Annotated in this window: 32 protein-coding genes; 18 read left to right on the top strand and 14 right to left on the bottom strand. The window is 67.8% G+C overall.

Annotated features, from left to right (window positions below; genetic code table 11):
- From ABIS05_RS25230 to ABIS05_RS25205, 6 genes are all read left to right on the top strand, one after another.
- Window positions 1–327 (top strand): hypothetical protein (locus ABIS05_RS25230; protein WP_348009524.1); only part of this gene is annotated, 327 nt, incomplete at its 5' end.
- Between the two features lie 69 nt (window positions 328–396).
- Complete coding sequence (locus ABIS05_RS25225; protein WP_348009523.1) at window positions 397–897, top strand: DUF2199 domain-containing protein; 501 nt, start codon at window positions 397–399, stop codon at window positions 895–897.
- Between the two features lie 67 nt (window positions 898–964).
- A complete protein-coding gene (locus tag ABIS05_RS25220; protein WP_348009522.1) occupies window positions 965–1426 on the top strand; it encodes a DUF4259 domain-containing protein in 462 nt (153 codons plus the stop codon).
- 82 nt (window positions 1427–1508) lie between these two features.
- Window positions 1509–2477 (top strand): IS5 family transposase, encoded by a 969-nt coding sequence (locus ABIS05_RS25215; protein ID WP_348009521.1) that lies wholly within the window; start codon window positions 1509–1511, stop codon window positions 2475–2477.
- Between the two features lie 201 nt (window positions 2478–2678).
- On the top strand, window positions 2679–2978 hold the full coding sequence (locus ABIS05_RS25210) for a hypothetical protein (RefSeq protein WP_348009520.1): 300 nt from the start codon (window positions 2679–2681) through the stop codon (window positions 2976–2978).
- Window positions 2979–3405: 427 nt separating this feature from the next.
- Window positions 3406–3753 (top strand): hypothetical protein, encoded by a 348-nt coding sequence (locus ABIS05_RS25205; RefSeq protein ID WP_348009519.1) that lies wholly within the window; start codon window positions 3406–3408, stop codon window positions 3751–3753.
- A gap of 237 nt (window positions 3754–3990) precedes the next feature.
- Here the strand turns inward: ABIS05_RS25205 and ABIS05_RS25200 are convergent, their stop codons facing one another.
- Window positions 3991–4119 (bottom strand): hypothetical protein, encoded by a 129-nt coding sequence (locus ABIS05_RS25200; protein ID WP_348009518.1) that lies wholly within the window; start codon window positions 4117–4119, stop codon window positions 3991–3993.
- Window positions 4120–4207: 88 nt separating this feature from the next.
- On the opposite strand from ABIS05_RS25200, the gene ABIS05_RS25195 reads away from it, so the two are divergent.
- The gene (locus tag ABIS05_RS25195) at window positions 4208–4444 is read left to right on the top strand and encodes a DUF2892 domain-containing protein (protein ID WP_348009517.1); all 237 of its coding nucleotides are present in this window, start codon (window positions 4208–4210) and stop codon (window positions 4442–4444) included.
- A 10-nt stretch (window positions 4445–4454) separates the two neighbouring features.
- Complete coding sequence (locus ABIS05_RS25190) at window positions 4455–4778, top strand: carboxymuconolactone decarboxylase family protein (protein ID WP_348009525.1); 324 nt, start codon at window positions 4455–4457, stop codon at window positions 4776–4778.
- Window positions 4779–4788: 10 nt separating this feature from the next.
- On the opposite strand, the gene ABIS05_RS25185 is transcribed toward ABIS05_RS25190, so the two are convergent.
- Together ABIS05_RS25185 and ABIS05_RS25180 are read right to left on the bottom strand one after the other, a co-directional pair.
- On the bottom strand, window positions 4789–5301 hold the full coding sequence (locus ABIS05_RS25185; RefSeq protein ID WP_348009516.1) for a c-type cytochrome: 513 nt from the start codon (window positions 5299–5301) through the stop codon (window positions 4789–4791).
- Complete coding sequence (locus ABIS05_RS25180) at window positions 5298–5663, bottom strand: TraR/DksA family transcriptional regulator (protein ID WP_348009515.1); 366 nt, start codon at window positions 5661–5663, stop codon at window positions 5298–5300. Before ABIS05_RS25180 ends, ABIS05_RS25185 begins: the two co-directional genes overlap by 4 nt.
- A gap of 216 nt (window positions 5664–5879) precedes the next feature.
- Here ABIS05_RS25180 and truD point away from each other — a divergent pair, with 216 nt between their 5' ends.
- Window positions 5880–6944 (top strand): tRNA pseudouridine(13) synthase TruD, encoded by a 1065-nt coding sequence (gene truD, locus ABIS05_RS25175; protein ID WP_348009514.1) that lies wholly within the window; start codon window positions 5880–5882, stop codon window positions 6942–6944.
- A 30-nt stretch (window positions 6945–6974) separates the two neighbouring features.
- Here truD and ABIS05_RS25170 read toward each other — a convergent pair whose 3' ends face one another.
- Complete coding sequence (locus ABIS05_RS25170) at window positions 6975–8135, bottom strand: GGDEF domain-containing protein (protein ID WP_348009513.1); 1161 nt, start codon at window positions 8133–8135, stop codon at window positions 6975–6977.
- Window positions 8132–9325 (bottom strand): GGDEF domain-containing protein, encoded by a 1194-nt coding sequence (locus ABIS05_RS25165; RefSeq protein ID WP_348009512.1) that lies wholly within the window; start codon window positions 9323–9325, stop codon window positions 8132–8134. The genes ABIS05_RS25170 and ABIS05_RS25165 overlap by 4 nt, the downstream gene beginning before the upstream one ends.
- A gap of 41 nt (window positions 9326–9366) precedes the next feature.
- Here ABIS05_RS25165 and ABIS05_RS25160 point away from each other — a divergent pair, with 41 nt between their 5' ends.
- On the top strand, window positions 9367–10122 hold the full coding sequence (locus tag ABIS05_RS25160) for an SDR family oxidoreductase (RefSeq protein WP_407074819.1): 756 nt from the start codon (window positions 9367–9369) through the stop codon (window positions 10120–10122).
- Here ABIS05_RS25160 and ABIS05_RS25155 read toward each other — a convergent pair.
- On the bottom strand, window positions 10119–11030 hold the full coding sequence (locus ABIS05_RS25155; protein WP_348009510.1) for a septal ring lytic transglycosylase RlpA family protein: 912 nt from the start codon (window positions 11028–11030) through the stop codon (window positions 10119–10121). The genes ABIS05_RS25160 and ABIS05_RS25155 overlap by 4 nt on opposite strands.
- On the opposite strand from ABIS05_RS25155, the gene ABIS05_RS25150 reads away from it, so the two are divergent.
- The gene (locus ABIS05_RS25150) at window positions 11029–11727 is read left to right on the top strand and encodes a fumarylacetoacetate hydrolase family protein (RefSeq protein WP_348009509.1); all 699 of its coding nucleotides are present in this window, start codon (window positions 11029–11031) and stop codon (window positions 11725–11727) included. The genes ABIS05_RS25155 and ABIS05_RS25150 overlap by 2 nt on opposite strands.
- Entirely contained in the window at window positions 11727–12590 is an 864-nt protein-coding gene (nadC, locus tag ABIS05_RS25145; RefSeq protein WP_348009508.1) for a carboxylating nicotinate-nucleotide diphosphorylase, read from the top strand. The genes ABIS05_RS25150 and nadC overlap by 1 nt, the downstream gene beginning before the upstream one ends.
- 169 nt (window positions 12591–12759) lie before the next feature.
- Here nadC and ABIS05_RS25140 read toward each other — a convergent pair whose 3' ends face one another.
- Genes ABIS05_RS25140 through ABIS05_RS25130 form a run of 3 tightly spaced genes read right to left on the bottom strand, consistent with a single transcriptional unit; the run spans window position 12760 to window position 16342 of the window.
- Window positions 12760–13497: a proteasome-type protease gene (locus tag ABIS05_RS25140; protein ID WP_348009507.1), complete on the bottom strand. Its 738-nt coding sequence runs from the start codon at window positions 13495–13497 to the stop codon at window positions 12760–12762.
- Window positions 13498–13545: 48 nt separating this feature from the next.
- On the bottom strand, window positions 13546–15282 hold the full coding sequence (locus ABIS05_RS25135; RefSeq protein ID WP_348009506.1) for an IlvD/Edd family dehydratase: 1737 nt from the start codon (window positions 15280–15282) through the stop codon (window positions 13546–13548).
- 31 nt (window positions 15283–15313) lie between these two features.
- Entirely contained in the window at window positions 15314–16342 is a 1029-nt protein-coding gene (locus tag ABIS05_RS25130) for an NAD-dependent epimerase/dehydratase family protein (RefSeq protein ID WP_348009505.1), read from the bottom strand.
- A 90-nt stretch (window positions 16343–16432) separates the two neighbouring features.
- Between ABIS05_RS25130 and ABIS05_RS25125 the strand changes: the two genes are divergently transcribed.
- Window positions 16433–17323: a LysR family transcriptional regulator gene (locus tag ABIS05_RS25125; protein WP_348009504.1), complete on the top strand. Its 891-nt coding sequence runs from the start codon at window positions 16433–16435 to the stop codon at window positions 17321–17323.
- Between the two features lie 10 nt (window positions 17324–17333).
- On the opposite strand, the gene ABIS05_RS25120 is transcribed toward ABIS05_RS25125, so the two are convergent.
- The gene (locus tag ABIS05_RS25120) at window positions 17334–17855 is read right to left on the bottom strand and encodes a DUF4142 domain-containing protein (RefSeq protein WP_348009503.1); all 522 of its coding nucleotides are present in this window, start codon (window positions 17853–17855) and stop codon (window positions 17334–17336) included.
- 194 nt (window positions 17856–18049) lie between these two features.
- Here ABIS05_RS25120 and ABIS05_RS25115 point away from each other — a divergent pair, with 194 nt between their 5' ends.
- From ABIS05_RS25115 to epsC, 3 genes are all read left to right on the top strand, one after another.
- Window positions 18050–18595, top strand: a complete 546-nt coding sequence (locus ABIS05_RS25115) for a pyridoxamine 5'-phosphate oxidase family protein (protein WP_348009502.1) — start codon at window positions 18050–18052, stop codon at window positions 18593–18595.
- Between the two features lie 147 nt (window positions 18596–18742).
- A complete protein-coding gene (locus ABIS05_RS25110; protein ID WP_348009501.1) occupies window positions 18743–19372 on the top strand; it encodes a hypothetical protein in 630 nt (209 codons plus the stop codon).
- Between the two features lie 37 nt (window positions 19373–19409).
- Window positions 19410–20351, top strand: a complete 942-nt coding sequence (epsC, locus tag ABIS05_RS25105; RefSeq protein WP_348009500.1) for a serine O-acetyltransferase EpsC — start codon at window positions 19410–19412, stop codon at window positions 20349–20351.
- Window positions 20352–20370: 19 nt separating this feature from the next.
- On the opposite strand, the gene ABIS05_RS25100 is transcribed toward epsC, so the two are convergent.
- Both ABIS05_RS25100 and ABIS05_RS25095 read right to left on the bottom strand, forming a co-directional pair.
- Window positions 20371–21159, bottom strand: a complete 789-nt coding sequence (locus ABIS05_RS25100) for a metallophosphoesterase (RefSeq protein ID WP_348009499.1) — start codon at window positions 21157–21159, stop codon at window positions 20371–20373.
- Complete coding sequence (locus tag ABIS05_RS25095; RefSeq protein WP_348009498.1) at window positions 21156–22130, bottom strand: diacylglycerol kinase family protein; 975 nt, start codon at window positions 22128–22130, stop codon at window positions 21156–21158. The genes ABIS05_RS25100 and ABIS05_RS25095 overlap by 4 nt, the downstream gene beginning before the upstream one ends.
- A 175-nt stretch (window positions 22131–22305) precedes the next feature.
- Between ABIS05_RS25095 and ABIS05_RS25090 the strand changes: the two genes are divergently transcribed.
- Entirely contained in the window at window positions 22306–22638 is a 333-nt protein-coding gene (locus ABIS05_RS25090) for a DUF2789 family protein (RefSeq protein WP_348009497.1), read from the top strand.
- Window positions 22635–23615, top strand: a complete 981-nt coding sequence (locus ABIS05_RS25085) for a PHB depolymerase family esterase (protein WP_348009496.1) — start codon at window positions 22635–22637, stop codon at window positions 23613–23615. Before ABIS05_RS25090 ends, ABIS05_RS25085 begins: the two co-directional genes overlap by 4 nt.
- A gap of 423 nt (window positions 23616–24038) precedes the next feature.
- Here the strand turns inward: ABIS05_RS25085 and ABIS05_RS25080 are convergent, their stop codons facing one another.
- Together ABIS05_RS25080 and ABIS05_RS25075 are read right to left on the bottom strand one after the other, a co-directional pair.
- Window positions 24039–24239, bottom strand: coding sequence for a hypothetical protein (locus tag ABIS05_RS25080; RefSeq protein ID WP_348009494.1), 201 nt, complete (start codon window positions 24237–24239; stop codon window positions 24039–24041).
- A 698-nt stretch (window positions 24240–24937) separates the two neighbouring features.
- Window positions 24938–25549 (bottom strand): hypothetical protein, encoded by a 612-nt coding sequence (locus ABIS05_RS25075; protein ID WP_348009493.1) that lies wholly within the window; start codon window positions 25547–25549, stop codon window positions 24938–24940.
- Between the last annotated feature and the right edge of the window lie 235 nt (window positions 25550–25784).

Raw genomic sequence — 25784 nt, 5'->3', positions numbered from 1 at the left:
GGGCGGCTCGAAATCTTGATTGCATCCTCGCCCGCTGGTCAGCAGCGGTTCAATGGTTTGCGGATTTCGTTTCCAGAGGCTTGCGAGTTCCGCATGCTTGATGAAGCCGACCTCGCCAGGTACTGGGCTTCTCCGGGGTTTCATCGCGGGCACCATGTCCTCTCTGTCGTCAGCGGCGGCTGGCGCGCGGAAGAGTGGTCTCTGCAAGGATTGCAAAGCAAGCATGAAGGCAACGAATGGCTGATCGTCACAGGCAATCGTTGCGTTAGCGTTCTTTCGTCTGATGCGCCGCAAGTGGCGGAAGGTGAGTTTGATGACGCTGCATAACCATTTTGTCAAGAGGACCTGCGCCAGCTACGCTGGCTGGTCCGCTTACCGCGAACGTTGAACATCAGCATGAGCGGCTTTCTTTGCGCCACTTGCGGCGAATTCCATGATGACCTGCCGATGTGTCTCGGAGCGTCGGCGCCTGCGCTTTGGCATTCGATGACAGAGTCCGAGCGCGGCGACGATTCAGGTATTTCGTCAGACCAATGCGTCATTCAAGGCAAGCACTTTTTTATTCTTGGCCGTCTCCTCCTGCCAGTTCTTGATGGCCAAGGGCCGTTCGTGTGGCTTGTGTGGGTGTCCCTGAGCGAAAAGAGCTTTTTGCGAGTCAATGAGTTGTGGGAGCAGGAGGGTCGAGAAAGCGAACCGCCGTTTTTCGGCTGGCTTCAAAGTGCACTCCCGTACGAGCCGACGACACTCAGCCTGAAGACATCGGTCCAAACTTCACCCGTTGGAGAACGGCCGGTAATCACCATTGAAGCCGCAGGTCACCCACTCGCAATTGAGCAGCGAGATGGCATTGATATGAAGCGCGTTCAAAAAATTGTCGAGGCAGCCTTGCATGGCTAGCCTGATGTTCAACCCTACGCTGCATCGGACGGCTTCGCCGCCCGCTGAGCGCGAACGTTAGCCAGACATGAACCGTCGCGATCTCATACTTCTCGCCGCAGCATCGGCACTCGTTTCACAAGCTCAAGCGGGCGCGTGGGAATCGGATAGCTTCAGCAACGACGATGCTATGGACTGGGCCAGCCAATGCGTGGGATCTAGGGGTTCAAAGCGCATCTCGGCCGCGCTCAATGCTGCGCTAGCCGATGGATATCTTGAATCTCCAGAGTGCTCCATGGCCGTTGCAGCAGCAGAGGTTGTCGCAGCGTCGAAAGGCCGGCCGTCCAAGTTTCTGCCCAAGGAACTCTCATCTTGGCTGGAGCAGCAACAGAAGGCCGAAATCGCAATGCTCGCTCCTGTCGCTGCGAAGGCTGTGTTGCGTGTTATGAATGGCCCCAAGTCTGAGCTTCGAGAGCTATGGCAGGAGAACAAGAAGGAGTTCCCCGGATGGAGCGGCCACATGCAGAGCCTGATTGCGAGGCTGAAATGATGGCTAAGGCAACGCTGATTAATTCCGCCACTTCCGGGTTGATCTGGTGGCGACTCAGGAGGCGCGTTGGGATGATGCTCGCATGAAGCAAGCAACACTCGCAGCGGCAGCAGATCAGGGTGCGGAGTTCGAGCGATTCCGCAAGCAAACCAAGCGTGACGTGTTCTTGCAGACGATGGATTCCATCGTCCCGTGGGCTGCGCTGTGCGAGGTCATCGAGCCGCACTACCCGAAGGCCGGCAGGGGCCGGCCACCCATCGGGCTGGAGCGCATGCTGCGCATGTACTTCGTGCAGCACTGGTTCAACCTCGCCGACGAGGCCTGCGAGGAAGCGCTCCTGGACAGCACGGCGCTGCGCCGCTTCGTGGGCATCGACCTGGGCCGCGAGCGTGTTCCGGATGGCACCACCTTGCTGAAGTTCCGCCGCCTGCTGGAGGACGACAAGCACCAGCTGGGCGCAGCCCTGTTCGCCAAGGTCGGTGAAGTGCTGCAAGGCAAAGGCATGAAGGTCGGTACCGGCACCATCGTCGACGCCACCATCATCTCGGCACCGAGCTCGACCAAAAACGACAAGCGCGAGCGCGACCCCGAGATGCACCAGACCCAAAAAGGCCAGCAGTGGTACTTCGGCCTGAAGCTGCACATCGGCGTGGACAGCAAGACCGGGCTGGCGCACAGCGCGGTGGTGACCGCGGCCAACGTGCACGACAAGCACCCGCTGCCGCAGCTGTTGCACGGGGCCGAGCGGGAGGTGTTCGGCGACAGTGCTTACGCCTCGCAGCAAGAGCTGATTGCATCCAAGGCGACACACGCCGTGGACCGAACGAACCAGCGTGTCAGCGGGAGTGGCGTGGCGGCCGACATCGAGCGCATCGTCAACCGCATCAAGTCCAAGACCCGTTCGCGGGTGGAGCACATGTTTGCGGTCGTGAAGCGCCAGTTCGGCTTCAACAAGGTTCGCTACAAGGGGCTGGCCAAGAACGCCACGCGTGCGTTCGTGGTGCTGGGCTTGGCCAACATCTACATGGCGCGCAAGCGCCTGGTGGCATGAGTGCGCCCGCAGTGGGCGCGGTGAGGCGCTCAGCGCCTCGAAAGGGCCAGAAATGCGACTTTGGCGCGTCAAATCAGGGTCAATTCGAGCCGGAAGAACCATCGCGCGACGCTGAGACGAAATCGTCTACTTGTTCAGCGTAGCCCTAACCTCGCTGCAGCTGATGGCTACGCCGCTCGCTGAGCGCGCACGTTAGGCCTCATGAAGCACGTTCTGCTTGCACTGGGTGCGCTCCTCCTCGCATGTGCGGTCATGGTGATATGCGTTTCCGCCTTTCTGCTCTTTGATCTGCAGCTGGGCCCGGTGTTTGCGTTTTGGCCGGGATTCGCCGCCCAGTGGGTGCTCGAGCAGTTGGGCGTGTCAATGCCAAATCGAGCGTTGCTCTGGATAACGCTGGCCTTCTGGTGGTCGGTCTGCTTTCTGGCGCTACTAGTTCGCCGCAACGCTCAGGCGCGGGCTGCCCAACCTTTTGCTGCAGGGGACGGCTTTGCCGTCCGCTGAGCGCCGACGTTGAGCCTCTACGAACATGCTTCACGAACTTTGGGTCGAGTCGTCCGGGCAAACGTTCTGTCTCGCTGGTCCGAACGGTGATGCTGCTCGCGCTCTCCTGGAGCCGGGCGCGCGTTGCGTTTGGACAGTAGATGCCGAGAGCCACTTCGAGGCGATGACCAAATACTATGAATACATGGCCTGGGGTGTGTACACGTCTGACTTTCCGGAAGTCGACATGCAACCATATTCGCAGCGCGATGATGTTCTTCGTCCTCATGTTCAGTAGTAAGAGGCCCAACCCTGCGTTCGAGCCGCCTCGCAACGGCTGGTCACTCAGGCCCTCATTTCATTCTGGGCCTTCCACGCCCAGCCGCCGCTCGCGGCTCAGCGCACACGTTGCCGCCCTTGACGCGGCCAGTTCGGAAGCATCCGCCGTATGAAGAAGCGAAGTCTGCTGGAACGTCTGCGCGCCAAGAAGGCCGCGCGCCCCACGGTCTTTGGCGTCACCTGGTACTCGGAGGAGAACTGGAGTCGCGTGAAGGAGGCCGCCACAGATCCGGAACGGTTCGAAGCCACCTATGTTGAATGGCACGTCATGGCAGAAGCTGCGCTCGCTGCTATCCGGAAGACCGGAGTTCATCCTGTCAAGGTGCTCGTCAGCTGCGAGGAGTTGTTGCCTTGGTGCTTGCTTCATGGAAGGCCAAACACTGCGGCGTCACGCGCACAATTTGTGTCTGAAAAGCTGCGCGCGGCCGATGAAGCACGCAATGAATCGGGCGCCTGACAGGACCGAGATCGTGCTTGGCTCCGAATACGACGGCGACTTGTTTTCTCGGCTCACTGCGAAAGTCGTGGCTTTCGGCGGTTGGGCTTCACTTGGCCTGCTCGCGGGCTGGGGGCGTTGGCCCTGCAAGCCGGATGAAAGCCCGGCAGCGCGGCGGGTCGGGGCGGCCCCTCATTCCTACACGACGTTGCACCCCTGCGCCTTGGTGCGGTACAGCGCCTGGTCGGCACGGGCCAGTCACCACGTTGCCGCTGCGCCGGCGATGTCGGTGTCGGGTAGCAGTACGCAGAACTCCTCGCCGCCCAGGCGGCCGAAGCGATCCAAGCGCGGGGCCAAGCTGGTGAAGCCGGCTGGGCAGCGGTGCACGGTGTGGTGACGGGTCCTTGACCTGGGTCAATGGCGGTGACGTGGCGGCTCTCCATGATCGGCTTTCCACTGCAACGGAGAGCGCACCATGCTTCAGAACGTCGGACTCATCGACCGCACCGCACGCGTGCTCGTCGGCCTCGGGCTCATCGCGGCCGTGTGGTTCGGCATCGTCGGCGGCTGGGGGTGGATCGGCCTCGTGCCGCTGCTGACCGGCTTGGTCGGCACCTGCCCCGCCTACCTGCCGTTCGGCTTCAGCAGCTGCGCCCTGAAGGCGCCTGCCAGTCCCGCCGGGCAAAAGAGCGCTGGCACCCATGGGCACTGAATACCACTAGCTGACCCAGCAAATCAGCAGCGGCCTGGCGTCGCTGCGGACGAACACGCCGCAGACGCTGAAGGCCTTCAACGAACTCGGGCGGGCCGCCCTCGCCGACGGGGCGCTGGACCGCAAGACCAAGGAACTGATCGCGCTGGCGCTGGGCGTCGCCGCGCACTGCGAGGGCTGCATCGGCTTTCACGTGCAGGCCCTCGTCAAGCTGGGCGCGACGCGCCAGGAGGTCGACGAAACGCTGGGCGTGGCCACCTATATGGGCGGCGGGCCCTCTCTGATGTACGCCGCCAGCGCCGTGGCGGCTTTCGAGGAGTTCTCGCGCCCTTGACGCGCCACTTCTAATGCGGCGGCCGGCCGGGCCCCTGGATGCCATCCGCGCGAGCGGCCAGATAGGCATAGAGGTCGATGATGTGGGCCGACACCACGGGGTCGCCCTTCCAGGCCGGCATCACCAGCTCCGCTTCCCTGCCCTGCAGCACCTTCTCGGCCACGGCGCTCTGGGTCGCGCCGGTCGGGCTGGACTCGGCGGCGGCAAGCAGCCAGTCGTAGCGCCTGAGCACCAGGCCGATGAACTGGTGCGAACCCATTTCGCGCAGGCGCGGCAGCAGGTCGGGCGCGTTGCCGGAACCGGTCGCCGCCATGCCGTGGCAGCTGGCGCACTTCTGCTGGAAGACCCGCCAGCCGACATAGAGGTCGCCCTCGGGCAAGGCCTGGCGCGCCAGCTCCCGCGCCGGCTTGGCGTTCTGCACCTCGACGGCGCAGCCTGCAGCCAAGGTCGCCAGGGCGGCCAGCGCGGCCACGGCCAGCGATGCGAGCGCCAGGCGACGGCGGCCGATGACAAGCGCCCTCATGGCCGCCGCTCCTGGCCGGCCTGGCACGCGGCGCATAGCCGCACCGACGGCAGGGCCGTGAGTCGCGCCACGGCGATGGGCTCGCCGCAGCCGGCGCAGTCGCCGTAGCTGCCGGCATCGAGCCGGCCCAGCGCGTCGTCGACGTCCTGCAACTCGCGCAGGTCGCGTTCGGCCTGGAAGTCCTCGGTCTGATGGCGCTGGGTTCGCTCGGCGCCGTCCTTGAAGTCCGTCACCTCCGTGCTGTCGCTCTGTTCCGTCTGACGCGCCAGCACCGCCCCACGCACCTCGGCGCGCAACTCGGTCTGGCGGCAAAGCAGCAGCTGGCGCAGCATGGGCTGGTGTGCTTGAGCTTCGAGTTCCATCTTGCTTGTTCCTCTGCCGAAGGTGGCCACGCGTCAAGTTCGCGCAGAGCCATGCTAGGCAGTGCGCCAGCGGCCGGCTTGCGCTGGATCAAGCGACGGGATCGAAGCGCGGCATCGTGACCCCATTGCGCGGGTAGCGAGACAATCACGGCCTGGACTGCCCCTGGTCGGCGAGGCAGCCCGCGCCTTCCCACAGCTGCTGCCGCCTGGCCCCTCATGACCGACGCTCAATACACCTCCTTGCCGCCCTGGCCCAACGCTTATCCGGCCAGCGGCGCCGGCGCCACGCTGAAACACCTCAACGAGGATTTCATCGTCACCGAACTGCCGCTGCAGTTGCCCTCCGGTGAGGGCGAACACATCTGGCTGGACATCGAAAAGAACGGTGCCAACACCGCCTTCGTCGCCCAGCAGTTGGCCGAGGCCGCCGGCGTGCAGGAAAGGGATGTGGGCTATGCCGGCCTGAAAGACCGTTACGCCATCACCCGGCAGTGGTTCAGCATCTATCTGCCCAACGGAAAAGGGGAAGGGAAAGGGGAAGGGAAAGGCGAGACGCCCGACCTGACCGTGCTTCAGCACCCGGAATTCAAGGTCCTGAGCCAGAGCCGCCACTTGAAGAAGCTGCGCCCCGGTGATCTGCAGGGCAACCGATTCCGCATCTTGCTGCGAGACGTGACCGGTGACCGTGATGCCATTGAGGCCAATCTTGCGGCCGTGGCGTCACAGGGCGTGCCCAACTACTTCGGCGCTCAGCGTTTCGGCTTTGACGGCGGCAACGTCGAACAGGGCCGGGCCATGCTGGCGCGCGAAATCCGCGTGCGCAACCCGAAGAAGAAGGGCATCTACCTGTCGGCGGTGCGCTCCTTCGTCTTCAATGAAGTGCTGGCACTGCGCATTCAGCAGGGCCTCTGGGGCAAGACCCTGCCCGGCGACGTGATGGACGAAGCGGGCCTGCCCACCGGCCCGCTGTGGGGACGGGGCCGCGTGAGCACCGCAGATCAAGCGCAGGCACTGGAAAACGGCGTGGCGCAAGCTCACGCCACCCTGTGCGACGGCATGGAGCATGCCGGTCTGGATCAGGAGCGCCGCGCCCTGGTGGCCAGGCCGGCGGACATGTCCTGGGAATGGCCGCAAGCCGATCAACTGTCGCTCACGTTCTCGTTGCCCGCCGGGACTTATGCCACGTCCGTGCTGAACGAAATCCTCCGCACCACGGAGCCTGACCGGCACACGGAGAACGAGCCGGCGGATGGCTTGCACGAGGGACTCCCGGTGCGGTGAAGCCCCCTGCGGTCGCCTGCGGCCAGACCTTCAGGCCTGGACGACGTTGCGGCCCTGGCCCTTGGCCCGATACATCGCTGCATCCGCGCGCGCCAGCACGGCGTCGCTGCTGGCGTCGCCGCGCTCAGCCTCGGTGATGCCGAAGCTGGCGCTGAGCGGCCAGTCCTGCTCCAGCCAGCGCAGCGGCGCGGCGTGCACGAGGGCGCGCATGCGCTCGGCCACCAGCGCCGCGCCAGCGATGTCGGTGTCGGGCAGCAGCACGCAGAACTCCTCGCCGCCCAGGCGGCCGAAGCGGTCCACCTCGCGCAGGCAGGGCTGCAGCTCATGCACCATCAGGCGCAGCGCGGTGTCGCCGGCGGCGTGGCCCAGGGTGTCGTTGAGCTGCTTGAAACGGTCCATGTCGATCATGACGAGGGCATAGCCGCGGCCGCGCTTGAACCAGGCATGGGCGTAGTCCAGCGCCTGGTCGAAGGCGCGGCGGTTCAGCGTGTCGGTCAGCGGGTCGCGCTCCAGCAGGCGCTCGATGCGGCGGATGAGGCGCATCAGCACCAGGAAGGACAGCGTCGCGTTCTGCAGCAGCGTCAGCGCCAGGGCTGCCCACAGGAAGGCGAGATTGAAGCCGGAGGGCAGGCGGATATCGGCCGTGTTGCCGGGATGCAGGAAGCTGTCGGCGCCGCGTAGCGCCATCAGCAGCGCGATGAGGAAGAGGGGCAGGGCCAGCGGGGCCGGCGTGCGGCGGCCATCGGTGGCGCCGCCCAGATGGCGCCAGGCCGTCATGCCTGCGGCAAGCATCAGCACGGCGGCCGTGCCGCTGACAACACGGCCCTGCCAGCGCAGGTCGCCGTCGTAGGGGAGCATCAGCAGCACCAGCGCTGCAGCGGCAACGGCTGCGGCCGAGGGCTTCCACGGCAGGTGCCGGGTCGTGATGGCCGCCACGGCCGCGCCGAGCAGGGCGAAGGAGGCCACGGCCAGCACGTCGGCGGGCCAGTGGGTGAGGCCGTCGGGCAACCCGCCGCGCAGCGCATGCAGGGCCAGCGACAGCGCGGCGGCCCCGTTGGCGCCGGCCATCGTCAGCGAGGCCCGCGGCGCGATGCGCGCGACCATGGCCAGCGCCAGCCACACCACCGTCGACACGCCGGCCACCGCGATGATGCCGGCCAGCAGCGTCAGCGTCTGCGAGGGTGCGCTCATGAGGCGCCCGCAGGCTGCAGATGCGTCGCGACGCAGACCCGGTTGCGCCCCTCGGCCTTGGCGCGGTAGAGCTCGCCGTCGGCCCGCACCAGGCCGACCTCGCCCTTCGGGTCGCCGGTCACCGGCAGGGCCACGCCAAAGCTGGCGGTCAGCGGCAACACCTGGCCCTGCCACAGCAACGGCTCGGCCTCCAGCGCGGCGCGCAGACGCTCGGTGACGGCAGCGGCCGTGGCCAGATCGGCCGGCGACGCCAGCGGCAGCAGCGCGCAGAACTCCTCGCCGCCCAGGCGGCCCAGGCGGTCCACCTCGCGCAGCCCCTGCCGCCAGATGCGCACGCAGTGCTGCAGGGCGGCGTCGCCGGCGGGGTGGCCGTGGGCATCGTTGACGCGCTTGAAGTGGTCGATGTCGATCATCGCCAGCGCGAAGCCGTGGCCGCGTTGCAGCTGGGCCTGGGCGCTGTCGAGCGCCTGCTCGAAGGCGCGGCGGTTCAGCGCACCGGTCAGCGGGTCGCGGTGCGTCAGGTGCTGGATGCGCATGATGACGCGCCAGATCATCAGCGCGATGAGGCTGAGCGTGATGCTGGCCGTGACGACGAACAGCAGCGCGGCGCGCTCGGCCGAGGGCAGCTCATTGCGCACGATGGGGCCGCCCCAGCCCGGGTGCAGCAGCAGCTCGGCGGCGTGGACGATGCCCAGCGTCGCCAGGGCGGCGAAGGGCAGCGTCATGAAGGCCGTGACGATGCCGGAGAGCTGGTCACCCACGCCGCGCAGCACCTCTCGCACGGCCAGCAGGGCCAGCACGGTTACCGCCACCGTGCTGGCGAGCGGGGGTGCCACGCTGGAGCCGCTGGCCAGGCTGGCGGCTAGCCCCAAGGCGCCCAGGCCGCCGATCCAGTGGATGTCGCGCGCGCGTCGGCGGTTGCGCACCATGCGGCGCAGCGCCAGCAGCAGCAGCACCACGCAGCCCAGCAGGCCGAACTCGGGAATGGCCTGGCGCAGCAGCTCGGGCCAGCCGGCCATGCAGTCGCCGCAACCCTGGGTGGCGGCGCGCAGCACGTGGCCGGCAGCCATCAGCCGGCTGGCGCGCGGCGCGATGCGAAAGGCCTGCGCGAGCGTCAGCCACACCAGCGCTGCCGTCACATTGAAGAGGGCGCTGATCTGGAGGACCGTCGGGACGTCGAGGAATTCCATGCGGCTTGGGAGTGGCGCTGATCTTCGGCGACAAGGCCACAATGCCGGCCATGTCGGCTTGGGTCTTGATCACTGGGGGATCGCGTGGCATTGGCGCGGCCACTGCGTTGCGTTGCGCCGAGGCCGGCTGGGATGTGGCCATCAACTACGTGCAGGATAGCGCCGCCGCCGAGGCGCTCGCGGCCAGACTGCACGGACTCGGCCGCCGCGCGCTGACCCTTCAGGCCGACGTGGCGGACGAGGCCCAGGTCGTGAAGATGTTCGAGCGCCTCGATGCCGAAGGAGGTCGTTTGCGCGGCCTCGTCAACAACGCCGGCATCGTCGCGCCGGCCGCGCGGCTGGAGGCCATGGCGCCCGAGCGCTGGCGGCGGCTTTTCGACGTCAATGTCATCGGCACGCTGCTGTGCTGCCAGCAGGCCGCGCGGCGCATGAGCACGGCGCGCGGTGGCGCTGGCGGCGCGATCGTCAACCTCAGTTCGCGCGCGGCCGAGTTCGGCTCGGGCGGCACCTATGTGGACTACGCCGCCACCAAGGGCGCCGTCGACACGCTGACCAAGGGCCTGGCGCGCGAACTCATCGGCGAGGGCATCCGCGTCAACGGCGTGCGGCCGGGCATCATCGAGACGGAGATCCATGCCGCCAGTCGCATTGATGTGAGGGCGGCGGACATCGCGGCGTCCATTCCCATCCAGCGCCTGGGCCGCGCGGAGGAAGTGGCGGAGGCGATTGCCTGGCTGCTCAGCGATGCCGCCAGCTACACCGTCGGCGCGCTGCTGGACGTGGGCGGCGGGCGCTAACGCTTCGTCACCACGGTCGCGTCCAGCCCGCTTTCCTCGTTCAACCTCGCCGCCGTGGCCTGCGCCTCGTCCGCGCTGGGGAAGGGCCCGGCGCGCAGGCGGTTCATGCCGGCCTCGCGGACGATGGTGAGCAGCGGCAGCAGGGTGAGGTCGGCCTCGGCGACGCGCTGGCGCAGGGCCTCGGCGCCGTCGAGCTTGGCGAAGGCGCCGAACTGCAGCCAGTAGGTCAGGCCCGTGGCGGCCACTACGGCGGTCGTCTCGCGTTGCGGCGCGCCGGGTGGCGAGTCGGGCACGAAGACGGGTGTGGGTTCGTTGGCCGGCCCGCTTGCCGATCTTTGCCAGTTGCCGGCGCGGATCTCGGCGTAGGTGATGCGCCGCACCTCGACCGGCGCCACGCCGCGCAGCAGGTCGAGCTTGAGCGCGGCGGTGTAGCTGAGATCGATGATGCGGCCCTTGTGGAAGGGGCCGCGGTCGTTGACGCGCACGATGACTTCGCGCCCGTTGGCCGGGTTGCGCACGCGGGCGTAGCTGGGGATGGGCAGCGTGGGGTGCGCCGCCGTCATCGCGTACATGTTGTAGACCTCGCCGCTGGCCGTGGGCCGGCCGTGGAACTTGCGGCCATACCAGGAGGCCAGGCCGCGGTCGACGTAGGGCACGTCTGCGGCGAATGGCTCGTAGCGCTCGCCCAGCACCTCATATGGCTTGTTCGGGCCGCCGATGCGGATGGCCTCCAGGCGCGGCACGGCGTCGGGCACCTTCAGCAGCTCGGCCGGCGGGTTGGGCAGCGGGCCGTCACGGTCGCTGCTGACGGGCTTGCTGGCACAGCCGCCGAGCAGCGCCAGCGCGACCAGCGCGAGGGCCAGCCCAGTATGCTGCGTGCTCTGTTTCCATCGTCGATGCCATGCCATGAGCAACTTCGTCTTCCCTCCGGTCGAGACCCCCAGCGCCGCCGTGCGCGGCACGGCGGCCCGTTACGCGGTCAGCCGCATTTTCTGCGTCGGCCGCAACTATGCCGATCATGCCCGCGAGATGGGCGCCGACCCGACGCGCGAGCCGCCGTTCTATTTCACCAAACCCGCCACGGCCTTGACGGCCTCCGGCTCGACGGTGCCCTACCCGACCGAGACGAAGAACTATCACTACGAGATGGAGCTGGTGATCGCCATCGGCGCGCCGGTGTTCAAGGTCACGCCCGAGGCGGCCCGCGCCGCCATCTGGGGCTATGCCGCCGGCCTGGACATGACGCGCCGCGACCTGCAGGCGGTGGCCAAGGCCGGCGGCAAGCCCTGGGACACGGCCAAGGGCTTCGACCAGTCCGCCATCCTGACCGACATCGCCCGCGTCAGCGAGGTCGGCCTGCTGGAGAAGGGCGCCATCACGCTGAGCGTGAACGGTGTCGAGAAGCAGCACGGCGACCTGGGCGACATGATCTGGAGCCAGGCGGAGATCGTCTCCAACCTGTCGCAGCTGTATCACCTGCACCCGGGCGACCTGATCTACACGGGCACGCCGGCGGGTGTGGGTGCGGTGGTGACGGGCGACGTCATCACGGGCCGCATCGAGGGCCTGGGCGAGATCATGTTGACGGTGGGGCCAGCCGAGTGATGTTTGAGAACGAGACTCTGGAGCAGGCCCGCGCGCGCAACATCCGCGAGGCGCTGGCAGAAGACATCGGCCGCTGCGACTGGACGGCACAGCTCGTGCCTGCCGGCCGGCGCGTGGCCGCCCAGGTGCGCGTGCGCGAACAGGCGGTGCTGTGCGGGCGGGACTGGTTCGACGGCGTGTTCGCCGCGCTGGATTCGAGCAGCCGCATCGATTGGCTGGTCGACGAAGGCGCGGTGATGACGGCCGACAGCATCGTCTGCCGCATCGAGGCCGATGGCCGCCAGTTGCTGAGTGCCGAGCGGCCGGCGCTGAACTTCCTGCAGCTGCTGTCCGGCACGGCGACGATCACGCGCGCCCATGTCGACGCGGTGGCCGGCGCCAGCACCAACCCCAACGGCTGCGCCATCCTCGACACGCGCAAGACCATTCCTGGCCTGCGCTTGGCGCAAAAGTACGCGGTGCGTGTGGGCGGCGGGCAGAACCAGCGGCTGGCGCTGTACGCCGGCATCCTCATCAAGGAAAACCACATCGCCGCAGCCGGCGGCGTGGGTCAGGCCTTGCGCGCCGCGCAGGCGCTGGAGTCGGGCGTGGACATCCAGATCGAGGTGGAGACGATTGCCCAACTGCACGAGGCGCTGGATGCCGGCGCCGTCAGCGTGCTGCTGGACAACTTCAGCGAAGCCATGATGCGCGAGGCCGTCGCGGTGAATGCTGGCCGCGCGCTGCTGGAGGTGTCGGGCGGCGTGGCGCTGGATCAGCTCCGCTGGATCGCCGCCACCGGCGTGGACCGCATCTCCATCGGCCGGCTGACGAAGGACGTACGCGCGGTCGATTACTCGATGCGCGTGCTGGGGTCCGTCTGATCTACCCGGCGCGTGGTGCGTTTGCGGGGCCGAGCGCCGGGCCGCTCCCAAGCCGGCCCGTCTGGCGATGTGCGAGCGGGGCACGCCCCGCGAGCATCGCCGTCCCCTCGGGGGACCGACCGGGTTTGCCTGCGTTCAGCACGGCAAGACCGGGCGAGGGGCCAACAGTTCACTCGTCGAACCAGGGCTCGTTCGGGAGGTCGTCGAACACCTTGCGCAGCCCCGCGCTCCACCCCAAGCGAAGCGCCAGGAAATACGGGTCGTCGCGGCCGATGCGGTGTGGCGGCTTCATGGCCATGTCGAACTGGTTGGCGCGCAGCATCAGCATGTCGATGGGCAGGCCGACCGACAGGTTGGACTGGATGGTGGAGTCGAAGCTGACCAGCGTGCACTTGGCGGCTTCGTCCAGCGGCGTCGTGTCGTAGCGGACGACGCGGTCGATGATGGGTTTGCCGTACTTGCTCTCGCCGATCTGGAAGTAAGGCGTGTCCTCCGTGGCCTCGATGAAGTTGCCCTGCGGGTAGACGTGGAAGAGGCGCGGGCCTTCGCCCACGATCTGGCCGCCGATCAGCATGTTGGCGCCGAAGTCCACATTGCCGCCGTAGTCGTGGCTATCGCGGTTGACGATCTCCTTCAGCGTGCGCCCGAGCAGCGCGGCCGCGTCGTAGAGCGTGGGCACGTTGAGCAGGTGCTCACCGTCGCCATGCAGGCGCTGGTTCAGCACCGACATGACGGACTGCGTCGTGGCCAGGTTGCCCGCCGTCAGCACGACGATCTCGCGCTGGTGCGGGATCTGGAACTGGTACATCTTGCGAAAGCTCGCGATGTGATCGACGCCCGCATTGGTGCGGGTGTCCGACGCAAATAGCAGGCCGGCGCGCAGGCGCATCGCGACGCAGTAGGTCATGGGGTGGCGGTGCGAGTGGGCAAGCTGCCGATTATGGGCAGCGGCCGTTCAGTGAGAGTCTCGCTCGACGACGGAGCCCGAGCTGCCCACCAGCACATCGAGGTCCGCGCCAAGGTGGGCCTGCTGCACATGGTCGATGTAGAGCTTCACATAACCCCGCGTTGCCACGGCGGCGGGCGGCACCCAGGCGGCGCGGCGGCGGGCCAGCTCGGCGTCGTCCACCAGCAGCTGCAGCCGGCGCGCGGACACGTCCAGCTCGATGAGGTCGCCGTCCTGCACCAGCGCCAGCGTGCCGCCGGCGGCTGCCTCGGGTGCGACGTGCAGCACGACGGTGCCGTAGGCCGTGCCGCTCATGCGGCCGTCGGAGATGCGCACCATGTCCTGCACGCCCTGCTCGACGAGCTTGCGCGGCAGGTCGACATTGCCCACCTCGGGCATGCCAGGGTAGCCGCGCGGGCCCACGCCCTGCAGCACGATGACGCTGTCGGCGGTGATGGCCAGATCGGGCTGGTCGATGCGCGCGTGGTAGTCCTCCATGCTGCTGAACACGACGGCCGGGCCGGTGTGGCGCAGCAGCGCGGGCGTGGCAGCCGAGGGCTTGATGATGGCGCCGTTCTCGCACAGGTTGCCGTGCAGCACGGCGATGCCGGCGGCGGGCTGCAGCGGCTCGGTCAGCGGGCGGATGACGGTCGCGTCGTAGCACTGCGCCGCGCGGTAGTTGGCGTCCAGCGTCTGGCCGTTGATTGTCAGCACGTCGCGGTGCAGCAGCGCGCCCAGCTCCTTCATCACGACGGAGAGGCCGCCGGCGTAGAAGAAGTCCTCCATCAGCCGCTCGCCCGAGGGCTTGAGGTTGACGAGCAGCGGCACCTGGCTGCCGTGGCGGTCGAAATCTTCCAGCGCCAGGGGCACGCCGATGCGGCCGGCGATGGCCAGCAGGTGCAGGATGAGGTTGGTGGAGCCACCCACGGCGGCGTTGACGACGATGGCGTTTTCAAACGCCTGGCGCGTCAGCACCTTGGCCATCGTCAGGTCCTCGCGCACCATGTCGACGATGCGCCTGCCGCTCAGTTGGGCCATCAGCTTCTTGCGCGAGTCGGCGGCCGGGATGGAGGCCATGCCAGGCAGCGTCATGCCCAGCACCTCGGCCATGACGGCCATCGTCGACGCCGTGCCCATGGTGTTGCAGTGGCCGGCGCTGCGGGCGCCGCAGACTTCGGCCTCGGTCAGGTCGGCCTCGCTGAACTCGCCGCTGTCGATCTTGGCCTTGACCTGCCAGTTGAAGGTGCCCGAGCCGATCTCGCCGCCGCGGAACTTGCCGTTCAGCATCGGCCCGCCGGACACCACCAGCGCCGGCAGGCCGACGCTGCAGGCGCCCATCAGCAGCGACGGCGTGGTCTTGTCGCAGCCGGTCATCAGCACGACGGCGTCCAGCGGGTTGGCGCGCAGCGACTCCTCCACGTCCATGCTCGCCAGGTTGCGGAACAGCATGGTGGTCGGCTTCATGATCGTCTCGCCGAGCGACATGACCGGGAACTCCATCGGCACGCCGCCAGCCTCCAGGATGCCGCGCTTGACCGACTCAGCCAGGTCGCGCAGGTGGCCGTTGCAGGGCGTCAGGTCACTCCAGGTGTTGCAGATGCCGATGACCGGCTTGCCGCCGAAATAGTCGTTGGGATGGCCCTGATTGCGCAGCCAGGCGCGGTGCACAAAACCCATCTTGTCGCGCCCGCCGAACCACTCCTGGCTGCGCAGTTTCTTCTTGCCCGTCACGTCGTCCACCACCATCGTCTCCTCATCAAGGAGGCAAATGGTAGCGCTATCCCGCAGCGACGGTCAGGCACAGGGCACTGGCGGCGGGCAGGCAACCCAGTCCGCGCAGCGAGGCCTCGATGGCGTCGTCCAGCGGCGTGTGGGGCTCGTCGCCGAGTGTGGCGAGCAGGCGGGCGTTGTCCAGGCGCACAGGCTCTTGCCACAGGTAGCGCATCTCCTGCATCTCCTTGAGGGTGGCGACGAAAGGCGAGGCCAGCTTCAGCAGCCACCAGGGCAGGGCGGTGATGCGTGGCGCGCGGCCGTGGCGAGCGGCGACGCGCTGGATGGCCTCGGCCATCTGGCGGCCGGTGGCGTCCCAGTGGCCGGCCATGTGGAAGCTGGCGAAGGCGGGCAGCGTCTCGCGCTTGGCGAGCAGCTCGACCATGGTGCGCGCCACGTCGGGCAGGTAGGCCCACTGGTGGCCCACGCCTGGCGCGGCGGGGTTGCTGATGCTCGTCACTGCCTTGCCCGGCTTCACCAGGCCCTGCGAGAACCAGTTGTTGCCCGGCTGCGGGCCGAAGAAGTCGCCGGCCCGTACGACGATGACACGCGCGCCGCAGGTGCTGGCTGCCAGCAGACGTGCCTCCATCTCGACACGGATGGCGCCTTTGCGGGTGACGGGGCGCTGCGGCGAGTCCTCGCAGAGCAAGGGGAAAGCGTCCGGCCCGAAGTTGTAGACCGTGCCGGGCAGCACCAGCGTCGCGCCCTGCGCCGTGGCGGCGGCGATGGCGTTGTCCAGCATCGGCAGCACGAGGCGGTCCCAGTCGCGGTAGCCGGGCGGGTTCACGGCATGCACGATGACGCTGCAGCCCTGGGCCGCGCCGGCCACGTCGGCCGCGTTGAGCGCATCGCCGCGCAGCCAGTGGATGCCCTCGTGCAGTCTCTGCAGCTCGTGCGCTGCGCTCAGGCCGCGCTTGAGCCCCTTCACCGTCCAGCCGGCGTCGCGCAGCTGGCGTGCCACTTCACCGCCGATGCCGCCGCTCGCACCGAGCACCAGGGCCGTCTTGTCGTTGCTGTTCATCGCGTTGCTATTCATCGCTAGTTCCAGAGTTGATGAGCCGGATTCTGGGCAGCTGAGAGCTATTTGAGAATTGCCTAAGGTGAGCGTGCGGCTATACATTCCTGCATGACATCGACGCCTCCCTGGGAACTGCTGCACACGCTGCTCGGCGTGCTGCGCGAGGGCTCGCTGTCGGGCGCGGCGCGCACGCTGGGGCTGACACAGCCGACCGTCGGCCGCCACATCGCCGCGCTGGAAGAGGTGCTGGGCCAGCTGCTGTTCACGCGCTCACCCACCGGCCTGCTGCCCACCGAGGCGGCGCTGGCGCTGCGCGGCCATGCCGAGCAGATGGAGACGGCCGCCGCAGCGCTGCAGCGAGCAGCCTCGGCGCGCGGCACGGAGCTGGTGGGTACGGTGCGTGTGACGGCCAGCGAGGTCATCGGCATCGAGGTGCTGCCGCCCATCTTTGCGGCGCTGCGCGAGCGCCACCCCGGCCTTGTGCTCGAACTGGCCCTGGGCAATCGCGTGCAGGACCTGCTGCGCCGCGAGGCCGATATCGCCGTGCGCATGACGCCGCCCGAACAGGGCCAGCTCATCGCGCGGCGCATCGGCAGCATTGAGCTGGGCCTGCACGCCCACCCTGCCTATCTCGACCGCCGTGGCCGGCCCACCTCGATGGCCGACATGCAAGGCCACACGCTGATCGGTTTCGACACGGTGACGCCCTTCATCCGCGCCAGCGCCAAACGGCTGGGCGGCATCAGTCGCGACAGCTTCGCGCTGCGCTGCGATTCCGACCTGGCCCAGCTCGCGCTCCTGCGCGCGGGTGCCGGCATCGGCGTCTGCCAACTGCCGCTGGCGCGCCGCGAGCCGGTGCTGGAGCGCCTGCTGCCGGGGCAGTTCAACTGGCCGCTGGAGACCTGGGTGGCCATGCATGAAGACCTGCGCCAGAGCGCGCCGTGCCGCCTCGTCTTCGATGCGCTGGTGGAGGGGCTGACGCGCTACGTCGGCGCCTGACGCGGCGGCCTTACTTCTGGGTCACGGCGGTGAGCGCGTGTGCCATTTCCAGGTGGTGCCTCAGTCCGGGCAGCGTCTTCTGCGCCCAGGCCTTGACCTCCGGGTCCTTGGCTTCCAGCGAGGCCTTTTCGAACAGCTCGATGGTCTCCTGGTGGGCCTTGACGCCGAAGTACTTGGCATAGCGCTCGTCGAACTTGTCGTTGTCGCCGGCATCGATGAGCTTGATCTCGGCCTTCTGCGAGACCGAGGGGCCGTCGGGCAGCTTGACCTTCTTCGTCGCAGCCAGGGCCTTGAGCTCGTCGGCCACCTGGGTGTGGTCGGCAATCATCGACTCGGCAAAGGCCTTCACGTCGGCGTTCTTCGCCTTGGCCTGCGCCAGTTTGCTGGCCTCGATCTCGGCGGCGCCGGCGTGCGCGGCTTCCTTCAAGAAGGACGTGTCGGAGCGTGCGTGGGCCGTGGCGGTGAAGACGGTGGCGGCCGCCACCAGCGTGAGGCTGGCGAATCGTCGGACGTGTCGTTGGGTGGGTCGCATGTCGGGTTCCTTGACATCGTTGGGGTCAGGATTCCAGTCTAGGCAGCGCCTCCCGCCGCACCCGTCGTCCAGGGCCGAAGTGCCTGTAGGAGGGCAGGCCGGCCCCTTCCGACGGCCACCCGTCCTGCAGGCCGACACCCGCCAACACCGGCCTTCCCTAGGCTTGGCGCTCTGAACGCAATCAAGGAACCGACATGACAGACGCCAGCCGCAGTACCCCGTCCAACGACGACGTCAGCACCGAGCAAGACCTCAGCGGCCCGGCCGCCGCGCAGAAGATCGCCGACATGGTCAAGGCGGGCAACAGCTGCTTCTTTTGCACGCTGAGCATGTCGTCGCAACTGCACGCACGGCCCATGACCGTCACCGAGGTGGAGGCCGGCGGCGCGCTGTGGTTCTTCACCGAGGTCGACAGCCTCAAGAACATCGAGCTGGACCGCGACCCGCGCGTCACGCTGTTCTTCAAGGAGGGCGACAACAGCGGCCACCTGAAGCTGGACGGCACTGCGACCCTGGTGACCGACCCCGCCACCATCCACCGCCTGTGGAGCCCGAAGATGCGCGCCTGGTTCACCGAGGGTGAGAACGACCCGCGCATCGGCCTGCTGCGCGTGGACCCGATCAGCGGCGAATACTGGGACAACCGCCACGGCACCGCCATTGCGGGCATCAAGATGCTCTTCGGCGCCATCGTCGGCAAGCGCGTGGACGAGGGCGTGCACGGCAGCCTGGCGCTTTGATCGGCCGGTAGGTCCCTCGGCCGGGGGCACGACGGCGCTGCGACGGGCAGGCGTGAGCAGATTTACGCAGCCCTAACCTTGGCGAAAGACAGGCAACACGCGGCAGCCCCAGAATCGGCCGCTTTGCCCGCCGCGAGGCCAAGCGCCATGACAGAGAGCGGCAATTCCGGCCTGAGGCCGTCCAGGCGGCGCGCCGTCGCGGCGTCGGCGGTCTGCCTGGGGCATGTGCTGGTTTTTCTGGCGGTGTGGCAGGCCAGGCAGGCGCTGCCCCGCGAGGCCGAGGCGCGGACGTCGGTGGCCGTTCGGCTGATCGCCGAGCGCCGCGAACGCGCCGCACGCGCGACCCCTTCGCCACCGGCACGCGCCGCCGCGCCGCGCGCCGTCGAGCAGATCCCTGCGCTCGCGCCGGTTGAGGCCGCCGCCGGCGTGTCGACCGCCGCCGCGCCGAGCACCTCGGTCGAGCCCGGCCAGGGTAGCGCCGTGGCCGGGCTGCCCGGCCTTGCCGCTTCCGGGCCGGTCGCGCTGGTGCTGAAACCTCAACGCGACGTGATGCTCGGCGCACTGGCCAACCCCGCCGTCAACGACCCGCGCAGCAATTCGCCCAAGCCCACGTTCGAGGATCGCATCGCCATGGGCCTGGACCCGGAGCTGTGCGTGAAGCTGGAGCGCCTGCCCGGCGGCAGCGTGCGCCGCTCGATGGGGCGGCTGGCCAACGCGCAATCGGCGATCCAGAACACCTACGGCACCGGGGCGCATGGCATCAAGGTGTGCAGCTAGCACCACCTGAAGCGCGATTCGTGCATATTGCGACCTCATGACTGAAACCACCCCTTCCACACCCGCCTCCGACGAACTGCCCGCCGTAGTCGAGGCCTTACGCGGCGCGCGCAGGCGCTGGCGCGAGGCGCACCGGCGCGGCGAAGACGGGCGCGAACTGCCGTCCCGCGAACTGCTGGCGTCGATGGTGGCGTGCCTGTCCGGCGCGCTGTTCCCCATGCGCCTGGGCCCGCCCACGCTGCGGCCGGAGACCGAGGACTTCTACGTCGGCCACACGCTCGGCTCGGCCATGGGCACGCTGCGCCAACAAGCCGCGCTGGAGCTACGCCACGATGCCCGCCAGCGCGGTGACGCCACGCCCGCGGCCGATGCCGCCGAGCTGGCGAGCCGCTTCCTGCGCACGCTGCCGGCCGTGCGCGAACTGCTCGACAGCGACGTGCTCGCAGCCTTCCAGGGCGACCCCGCCGCGCGCAGCGTGGACGAGGTGCTGCTGTGCTACCCCGGCGTGCGTGCCCTTATCAGCCATCGCCTGGCGCACGAGCTCTACGGCCTCGGGCTGCCGCTGATCGCGCGCGTCGTGGCCGAGCTGGCGCATGCCGAGACGGGCATCGACATCCACCCCGGCGCGACCATCGGCGCGGGCTGCTTCATCGACCACGGCACCGGCGTCGTCATCGGCGAGACGGCGGTGCTGGGCGAGCGCGTGCGCATCTACCAGAACGTGACGTTAGGGGCCAAGAGCTTCCCCACCGACGGCGAAGGCAATGTGCTCAAGGGCCAGCCGCGCCACCCCATCGTCGAAGACGAGGCGGTCATCTACGCCGGCGCCACGGTGCTGGGCCGCATCACCATCGGCCGTGGCGCGGTCATCGGCGGCAACGTGTGGCTGACGCGCAGCGTCGCGCCCGGGAGCGTCATCACGCAGGCGGACATGCAGTCACACAGTGGCTTTGCGCCCGACAGGCCCGAGGCCGAATAGGCATCTACGCAGAGCGCCGTCACGGCGAAATGCGGATTTCACTGACCCCAATCGCCGTCGACTGAACCTGCCGGAACTCGCCCGGCACTTCGTCCAGATCCCACCGCTCCACCGCGCGGCCGCGGATCACGTTGACGGAATTGCTGATGCCGCCGCGCAGCCGACTGCTGAGCGCCGTGCCGGCTTGCACGGCCCACACCGGCCGTGGCAGGCCCGGCAACCGCAGCACATAGGGCAGGTGGATGTGGCCGCCGAGGATGGCGTCTGCGCCCGCCTGGGCCCAGCGCTGCACCGCCAGCCGGTGGCCGCGCAGCAGGTTGTTGACATCGACCTCCTCGGTCACCGCGACCGGCTGGTGCACGGCGACCAGGCGTAACTGCCCCGGCCGGGCGCGTGCCAGCCGGTCGGCGACGCGCTCGACCTGCTCCGGTGAGACCTCGCCGTTCTTGTGCCGCCAGCGCCGCGTCGTGTTGAGGGCGATGACGAGCAGGTCGTCGCGTTCGAACTCGCCTTCCAGCACCGGGCCAAACGCGCGGGCGAAGCGGCGGTAGGGGCTGAAGACGCGCGTGAAGACGTCGAACAGCGGGATGTCGTGGTTGCCCGGGATGGTGAGGCGCGACGGCACGGCGAGCTGGTCGAAGAAGGCCCGCGCCGCCGCGAACTCCCGGGCGCGCGCGCGCTGCGTGATGTCGCCGGTGACGAGCAGCAGGTCGGGGCGCAGCGCCTGGCACAAGCGCTGCAGCGCCGCGACGGCCTGGGGCCGCTCGGTGCCGAAGTGCGGGTCGGAAACCTGCAGCACGACCGTCATGCGCCGGCCTCCGGGCGGCCTGCCTGCACCTCGCGCCGCTCCTGCGCCAGCCCTTGTGGGCGGATCAGCAGCAGCGGCTGCGGCGCCACCTCGAAGCGCAGCGGCAGCGGCAGCCACAGCACCTCGCCGTCGGTGGCGACCTTGATGCGTTTGGCGCTCAGGGAGCGCGCGTTCACGGTCAGGCGGCGGAATGAAAAGTTCTGCACCTCGCTCGCCTCGCCCAGCTGGCCGAAGGCACCGCGCGCCAGCAGTGCCAGCAAGGCCCAGCGCCCGAGCGGCTTGAGCGTGATGCCGGCCAGGCAGCCGCTGTCGATGGCGCGCGACTCGGGCAGGCCGACCTGCTCCATCTGCAGCGCGTTGTTGCCGACGAAGAGCGTCGGCGTGCGCACCTGGCGCGTCTGACCGCCATATTCAACGCTCAGCCGCAGGCTGCGATGGCCGCGCAGGATGGTGGCGATGCCGGCGCCGAACGCCACCAGCCGGCTGCGCCCGAACTGCTGCTTCCAGGTCTCGCGGTCTTCCAACAGTTGGGGGTAGAGCCCGAGGCTGGCGTTGACGAGGAAGACACGCTCGTTGAGCAGGCCGACCTGCACGGGTACGGCGCGCTCGTTCAGCAGCACGTGCAGCGCGGCGCCCAGCTCGGTGGGAATGCCGTGGGTGCGGGCGAAGTAGTTGAAGGTGCCGCGCGGCAGCACGCCGAAGCGGCAGCCACTGCCGAGCACGGCCTGGGCGACGCCGTTGATGGTGCCGTCGCCCCCGGCGGCCACGACGATGCCCTCGGCTTGAACAGCGCGCTGCACGGCCTGGCTTGCGGCCTGCGCCAGGCGCCCGGGTTGTTCGACGGGAAACAGCTCACAGCGGCGCCCTGCCGCAGCGCAGGCCGCCTCCACGGCCGGCCCGACCTCGTCGCGGTCCCCAGCGCCAGAGGCGCGGTTGAAGACGACGAACAAGGGTGGGGGCGGGCTGGGCATGGCGCAACGATAGCCGGCCAGTCTGAAGGCCTGAACTGGCTGGCGCACAACGCGCCTTTGTCCGACAGAAGCCGCGCGCTGGCCGGAGCGCCCCCACGCAACCTCTCGGATGAGGCCTCCGCTGACAGCGGCTGCAGCCGCCCCGCCCTAAGGTGCAAGCTTGAAAGGAGTTCTCATGGACACCACCACACACCACGACTTGCCCGACCTCTTTGCGCAGCTCGGCCTGCCGAATTCGGCGGACGACATCCAGGTCTTCGTGCTCGAAAACCGGCCCTTGCCGCAGACGCTCAACCTGTCCGAGGCGCCGTTCTGGAGCGCGAGCCAGGTCGCCTTCATCCGCGAGCAGTGGCACCAGGACGACGGCGACTGGGTTCATGTGATCGACGAGCTCAACGCGCTGTTGCGCGAGCACCCAGTCACCGAGCAACTGGCCAAGAAGGAGGGCGTGGGTGTGGCGGAAAGCGCGACCGCCGCGAATGCCGCGAGTGCCAAGCTGCGCCTATGAAGCAGCCTTCCTGGGCGGCGCTGCTGGGCCGCAACGCGCAGCTGCTGCAACGCGCCGCCCAGCCGCTGCGTGACCGCCGCAAGCCGCCGCCCGGCGCGGGCAGCTGGCTGATGGGCTCAGTGCTCACCGAGGCCGGGCCGCGGCGCTACTGGCTGTTCCGCCCCGAGGGCGTGCGCTTTGCCGAGAAGCTGCCGCTGATGGTGATGCTGCACGGCTGCCACCAGGACGCTAAGAACTTTGCCGAAAGCACGCGCATGAACGCGGTCGCGGCGCGCGAGCGCTTTCTGGTGCTCTACCCCGAGCAGCCGCGCCTGGCCAACGCGCAAGGCTGCTGGAACTGGTTCGACACGCAGTCGGGTCGCGCCTTCAGCGAGGCGGCCTGGATCATGCGGGCCGTCGATCAGGTCTGTGTGCTCTACGCGGCGGACCGTGATCGTGTGGCCGTGGCGGGGCTGTCTGCCGGTGCCAGCATGGCGGCACTGCTGGCCACGCGCTACCCGCAGCGCTTCAAGGCGCTGGTCATGCATTCCGGCGTGCCGCCGGGCACGGCGCATTCAACGGTCTCGGCCGTGGGTGCGATGCAGGGGCGGCGCATGCCGCATTCGCTGCAGTCAGTGGTCGAGCCTGCCGAAGCCTGGCCGCCGTTGATGGTGATTCACGGCGAGGACGACGGCGTCGTGTCTGCCCGCAACGGCGATGCGGCGGCGCAGATGTGGTCCCAGGCCGCAGGTGCCCGCGAGGGCGCGCCGCTGGCGCAGCAGCGCGGCAAGCGCTACCCGATGACGGTGACCCACTTCAAGCGCTCGCGCGAACTGGTGGCCACGCTGGTGCAAGTGGGCAGCCTGGGCCATGCCTGGAGCGGCGGCGCCGCGCAGCAGCGCTTCAGCGATGCCAATGGGCCGGATGCGTCGCGGATGGTGTGGCGGTTTGCGGAGAAGCAGTTCGGTGTTTCGCTGAGAGCTCGCGGTAGTGCCTGACCTCGCGCGCCCGGCGCCTGGGCTGGATCAAAGCGCAGGGCTGTTCGACATAACGGCTTCGTCGAGCGCGCCAAAGGGTTGAACCGCCCACTGCGGACCCGCGTGGTGCGTGGTAGGTGGTGTGTGGGGTGGGGGTTAAATGCCCACGGCTACCCGATTAGGGCAACGCTGAATAAGTCCCCCGCGATGCAGCGCGCCCTGGTTTGGGATGGGCTGCAAGGCGCAAAGCACAGCAGAGGCCAAGTGCTCTGTAGTAGAGGCCAACACGGACGCTGTGGAACTTGCCGTTTCCGACCGCTTTGAAATGCAGCGACGGGTGCAATGGATCGACTTTGAGCAGAGCGTAGTTCCGTTGCGCAAGCGCCTGAACCTCGGCGGGCAGCGTCTCAAGGCACTCTCAGAAACGCTTTGACGCTGTGTGCTTTAAAGCTCACGAGCCAAGCCGGAACGATAGTCAGCGAGTGCCTCGGCAGAGAGCGAATCCAGCTTGCCTGAGTTGGCGTCTTGCTCGATCTGCTTGTCCCAAGCTGCTGCGTCGAACTCGGCAAACCAGTGCCGGAATTCCGCCAGTTCCGAGGGTGGCAGTGACGCCACCGCCTTTTCGATCGACTTTACGTTGCCCATGTCTTTGCTCCAATTTCTGGCGCCACAGGCCGCAGTATGCGACAGCTCGAGGGAACTTCAGGCACCGGGTGCGTGAACTGAAGGGGCGCAGTTGGGTGGCTCAATGGACTGCCGGCTGCAACAGCTGGGGTGATATGTGCGGGAGCCAGTACTACCACCCGGTGCCCGAGCTGGATGAGTGGCTGCGACGGCGCATCCGCATGTGCTACTGGAAAACGAAGTTTCAGCGGAGACTAACTTGTACTCAAGTTATGTCGTAGCTAAACAGTGGCGCTGGGCGCGCACGAAGATCCGCCACCTGCTGGCGCTGGGCGTGGGCCTGAAGTCGGCCATCCGGCACGGGGTCAGCAGCCACGGGTACTGGCACATGGCACGAACCCCGGTGACGCAGCAGGCGATGTCCAACGCTGAGCCCGGACACAAGGCGTCCAGTGGACGGCTTGTGCCTGGCGAAGGGTCGGGCCACTGGCCTGACGCGGCCCGCAAGGCTGGTTGAAGGCGCAAGGCTTGGTCAGCGTCAAAGACCTGTGGTGCAAGGCCCAGGGTTACACGACTTGAGAAGGCGCTTCGTCGAGCGAGCCGACTTGTTGAACCGCCCACTGCGGACCCGCACGGTGGGTGGTGTGGGGGCTGGGAGCTAGAAACTCCCGGCTACCCGATTAGGCGCCTTGTCGAGTGCTTCGCGCATCGAACTTCGCTCACTGCACGAGCGCACCTCTCAACTGAGCCCCATCGGGCTGCGCGAAGTCACGATAGAAGGCTATGTTTCCGCGTTCACTTGCGGCACCGGCTGCAAGAATCACATTGGCCACAATCCCACCCGCTGCTGCTTGCCCCGGTGATACGTTGGGAATAAAGACGGTGACGGGGCGTCCGCCCTCGGTTTTGGTAGAACCATCCTCAGGTGACTGAACAGCTCGCATTGTTCCGGCGATGATGAAAATCTTCGCCGTCTGCGTTGCCTCCTTCGGGAGGTAGATTCCACCGTTATAGACATAGGTGAAGGTCTTTGACGGAGTTTCGGACCCGAAATCGTGCCTGTCGCGCCGCTCGACCAATTCATTCCCGCTGCTTCGATAGTAGGTTCCGGCGCTGTCTTCGAACACCGACTTGTAAGTTCCAGAAGCAAGCGAGATGGTCCACACATTCCTATTTGTGAGTCCAGAGTTCTCTCGCGTGTACACGAAGTTGCTTCTCAGAGTGACAGACGTTTCTACTGCTGGGCGTGCCAGCGTGTTTGTGTTGGTAGTGGCGCAACCGCCGACCGTAACGCCTATCGTGATGGCTGCTGCCAGGATGAGTCTTCGCATGGGTTCATCTCCTCCAATGATCGATTCTGTGGCCTGAAAATATCGGGAATCTGGCTCTCTGGATAGGGCCGCTTTGCCGCTTCGAGGCGCCTAACGTCAAAGGTCAGTGGGCGGCGAAGCCGTCCGCTGCAATGAAGGGTTGGGCATCACTGACGCCCCCAGCCAATCGACTGCGTGAATGAACGACTTCCCGCTGACGCTCTCGACCACTGCACTACACCGCCTGCAGAAATAG

The organism is Roseateles sp., from assembly GCF_039929605.1.
In the GTDB taxonomy this organism is placed as follows: Bacteria; Pseudomonadota; Gammaproteobacteria; order Burkholderiales; family Burkholderiaceae_C; genus Pelomonas.
Note: the sequence above shows the minus strand (reverse complement) of the source record. Positions and strands in the feature narration are given on the sequence as shown.

What these genes read in the sequence shown, in the direction of transcription:
- ABIS05_RS25225 (WP_348009523.1), top strand. Translation starts at nt 397, where the DNA reads ATGAGCGGCTTTCTTTGCGCCACTTGCGGCGAATTCCATGATGACCTG.
- ABIS05_RS25220 (WP_348009522.1), top strand. Translation starts at nt 965, where the DNA reads ATGAACCGTCGCGATCTCATACTTCTCGCCGCAGCATCGGCACTCGTT.
- ABIS05_RS25215 (WP_348009521.1), top strand. Translation starts at nt 1,509, where the DNA reads ATGAAGCAAGCAACACTCGCAGCGGCAGCAGATCAGGGTGCGGAGTTC.
- ABIS05_RS25210 (WP_348009520.1), top strand. Translation starts at nt 2,679, where the DNA reads ATGAAGCACGTTCTGCTTGCACTGGGTGCGCTCCTCCTCGCATGTGCG.
- ABIS05_RS25205 (WP_348009519.1), top strand. Translation starts at nt 3,406, where the DNA reads ATGAAGAAGCGAAGTCTGCTGGAACGTCTGCGCGCCAAGAAGGCCGCG.
- ABIS05_RS25195 (WP_348009517.1), top strand. Translation starts at nt 4,208, where the DNA reads ATGCTTCAGAACGTCGGACTCATCGACCGCACCGCACGCGTGCTCGTC.
- ABIS05_RS25185 (WP_348009516.1), bottom strand. Translation starts at nt 5,301, where the DNA reads ATGAGGGCGCTTGTCATCGGCCGCCGTCGCCTGGCGCTCGCATCGCTG.
- ABIS05_RS25180 (WP_348009515.1), bottom strand. Translation starts at nt 5,663, where the DNA reads ATGGAACTCGAAGCTCAAGCACACCAGCCCATGCTGCGCCAGCTGCTG.
- truD (WP_348009514.1), top strand. Translation starts at nt 5,880, where the DNA reads ATGACCGACGCTCAATACACCTCCTTGCCGCCCTGGCCCAACGCTTAT.
- ABIS05_RS25170 (WP_348009513.1), bottom strand. Translation starts at nt 8,135, where the DNA reads ATGAGCGCACCCTCGCAGACGCTGACGCTGCTGGCCGGCATCATCGCG.
- ABIS05_RS25165 (WP_348009512.1), bottom strand. Translation starts at nt 9,325, where the DNA reads ATGGAATTCCTCGACGTCCCGACGGTCCTCCAGATCAGCGCCCTCTTC.
- ABIS05_RS25160 (WP_407074819.1), top strand. Translation starts at nt 9,367, where the DNA reads ATGCCGGCCATGTCGGCTTGGGTCTTGATCACTGGGGGATCGCGTGGC.
- ABIS05_RS25150 (WP_348009509.1), top strand. Translation starts at nt 11,029, where the DNA reads ATGAGCAACTTCGTCTTCCCTCCGGTCGAGACCCCCAGCGCCGCCGTG.
- ABIS05_RS25155 (WP_348009510.1), bottom strand. Translation starts at nt 11,030, where the DNA reads ATGGCATGGCATCGACGATGGAAACAGAGCACGCAGCATACTGGGCTG.
- nadC (WP_348009508.1), top strand. Translation starts at nt 11,727, where the DNA reads ATGTTTGAGAACGAGACTCTGGAGCAGGCCCGCGCGCGCAACATCCGC.
- ABIS05_RS25140 (WP_348009507.1), bottom strand. Translation starts at nt 13,497, where the DNA reads ATGACCTACTGCGTCGCGATGCGCCTGCGCGCCGGCCTGCTATTTGCG.
- ABIS05_RS25135 (WP_348009506.1), bottom strand. Translation starts at nt 15,282, where the DNA reads ATGGTGGTGGACGACGTGACGGGCAAGAAGAAACTGCGCAGCCAGGAG.
- ABIS05_RS25130 (WP_348009505.1), bottom strand. Translation starts at nt 16,342, where the DNA reads ATGAATAGCAACGCGATGAACAGCAACGACAAGACGGCCCTGGTGCTC.
- ABIS05_RS25125 (WP_348009504.1), top strand. Translation starts at nt 16,433, where the DNA reads ATGACATCGACGCCTCCCTGGGAACTGCTGCACACGCTGCTCGGCGTG.
- ABIS05_RS25120 (WP_348009503.1), bottom strand. Translation starts at nt 17,855, where the DNA reads ATGCGACCCACCCAACGACACGTCCGACGATTCGCCAGCCTCACGCTG.
- ABIS05_RS25115 (WP_348009502.1), top strand. Translation starts at nt 18,050, where the DNA reads ATGACAGACGCCAGCCGCAGTACCCCGTCCAACGACGACGTCAGCACC.
- ABIS05_RS25110 (WP_348009501.1), top strand. Translation starts at nt 18,743, where the DNA reads ATGACAGAGAGCGGCAATTCCGGCCTGAGGCCGTCCAGGCGGCGCGCC.
- epsC (WP_348009500.1), top strand. Translation starts at nt 19,410, where the DNA reads ATGACTGAAACCACCCCTTCCACACCCGCCTCCGACGAACTGCCCGCC.
- ABIS05_RS25100 (WP_348009499.1), bottom strand. Translation starts at nt 21,159, where the DNA reads ATGACGGTCGTGCTGCAGGTTTCCGACCCGCACTTCGGCACCGAGCGG.
- ABIS05_RS25095 (WP_348009498.1), bottom strand. Translation starts at nt 22,130, where the DNA reads ATGCCCAGCCCGCCCCCACCCTTGTTCGTCGTCTTCAACCGCGCCTCT.
- ABIS05_RS25090 (WP_348009497.1), top strand. Translation starts at nt 22,306, where the DNA reads ATGGACACCACCACACACCACGACTTGCCCGACCTCTTTGCGCAGCTC.
- ABIS05_RS25085 (WP_348009496.1), top strand. Translation starts at nt 22,635, where the DNA reads ATGAAGCAGCCTTCCTGGGCGGCGCTGCTGGGCCGCAACGCGCAGCTG.
- ABIS05_RS25080 (WP_348009494.1), bottom strand. Translation starts at nt 24,239, where the DNA reads ATGGGCAACGTAAAGTCGATCGAAAAGGCGGTGGCGTCACTGCCACCC.
- ABIS05_RS25075 (WP_348009493.1), bottom strand. Translation starts at nt 25,549, where the DNA reads ATGCGAAGACTCATCCTGGCAGCAGCCATCACGATAGGCGTTACGGTC.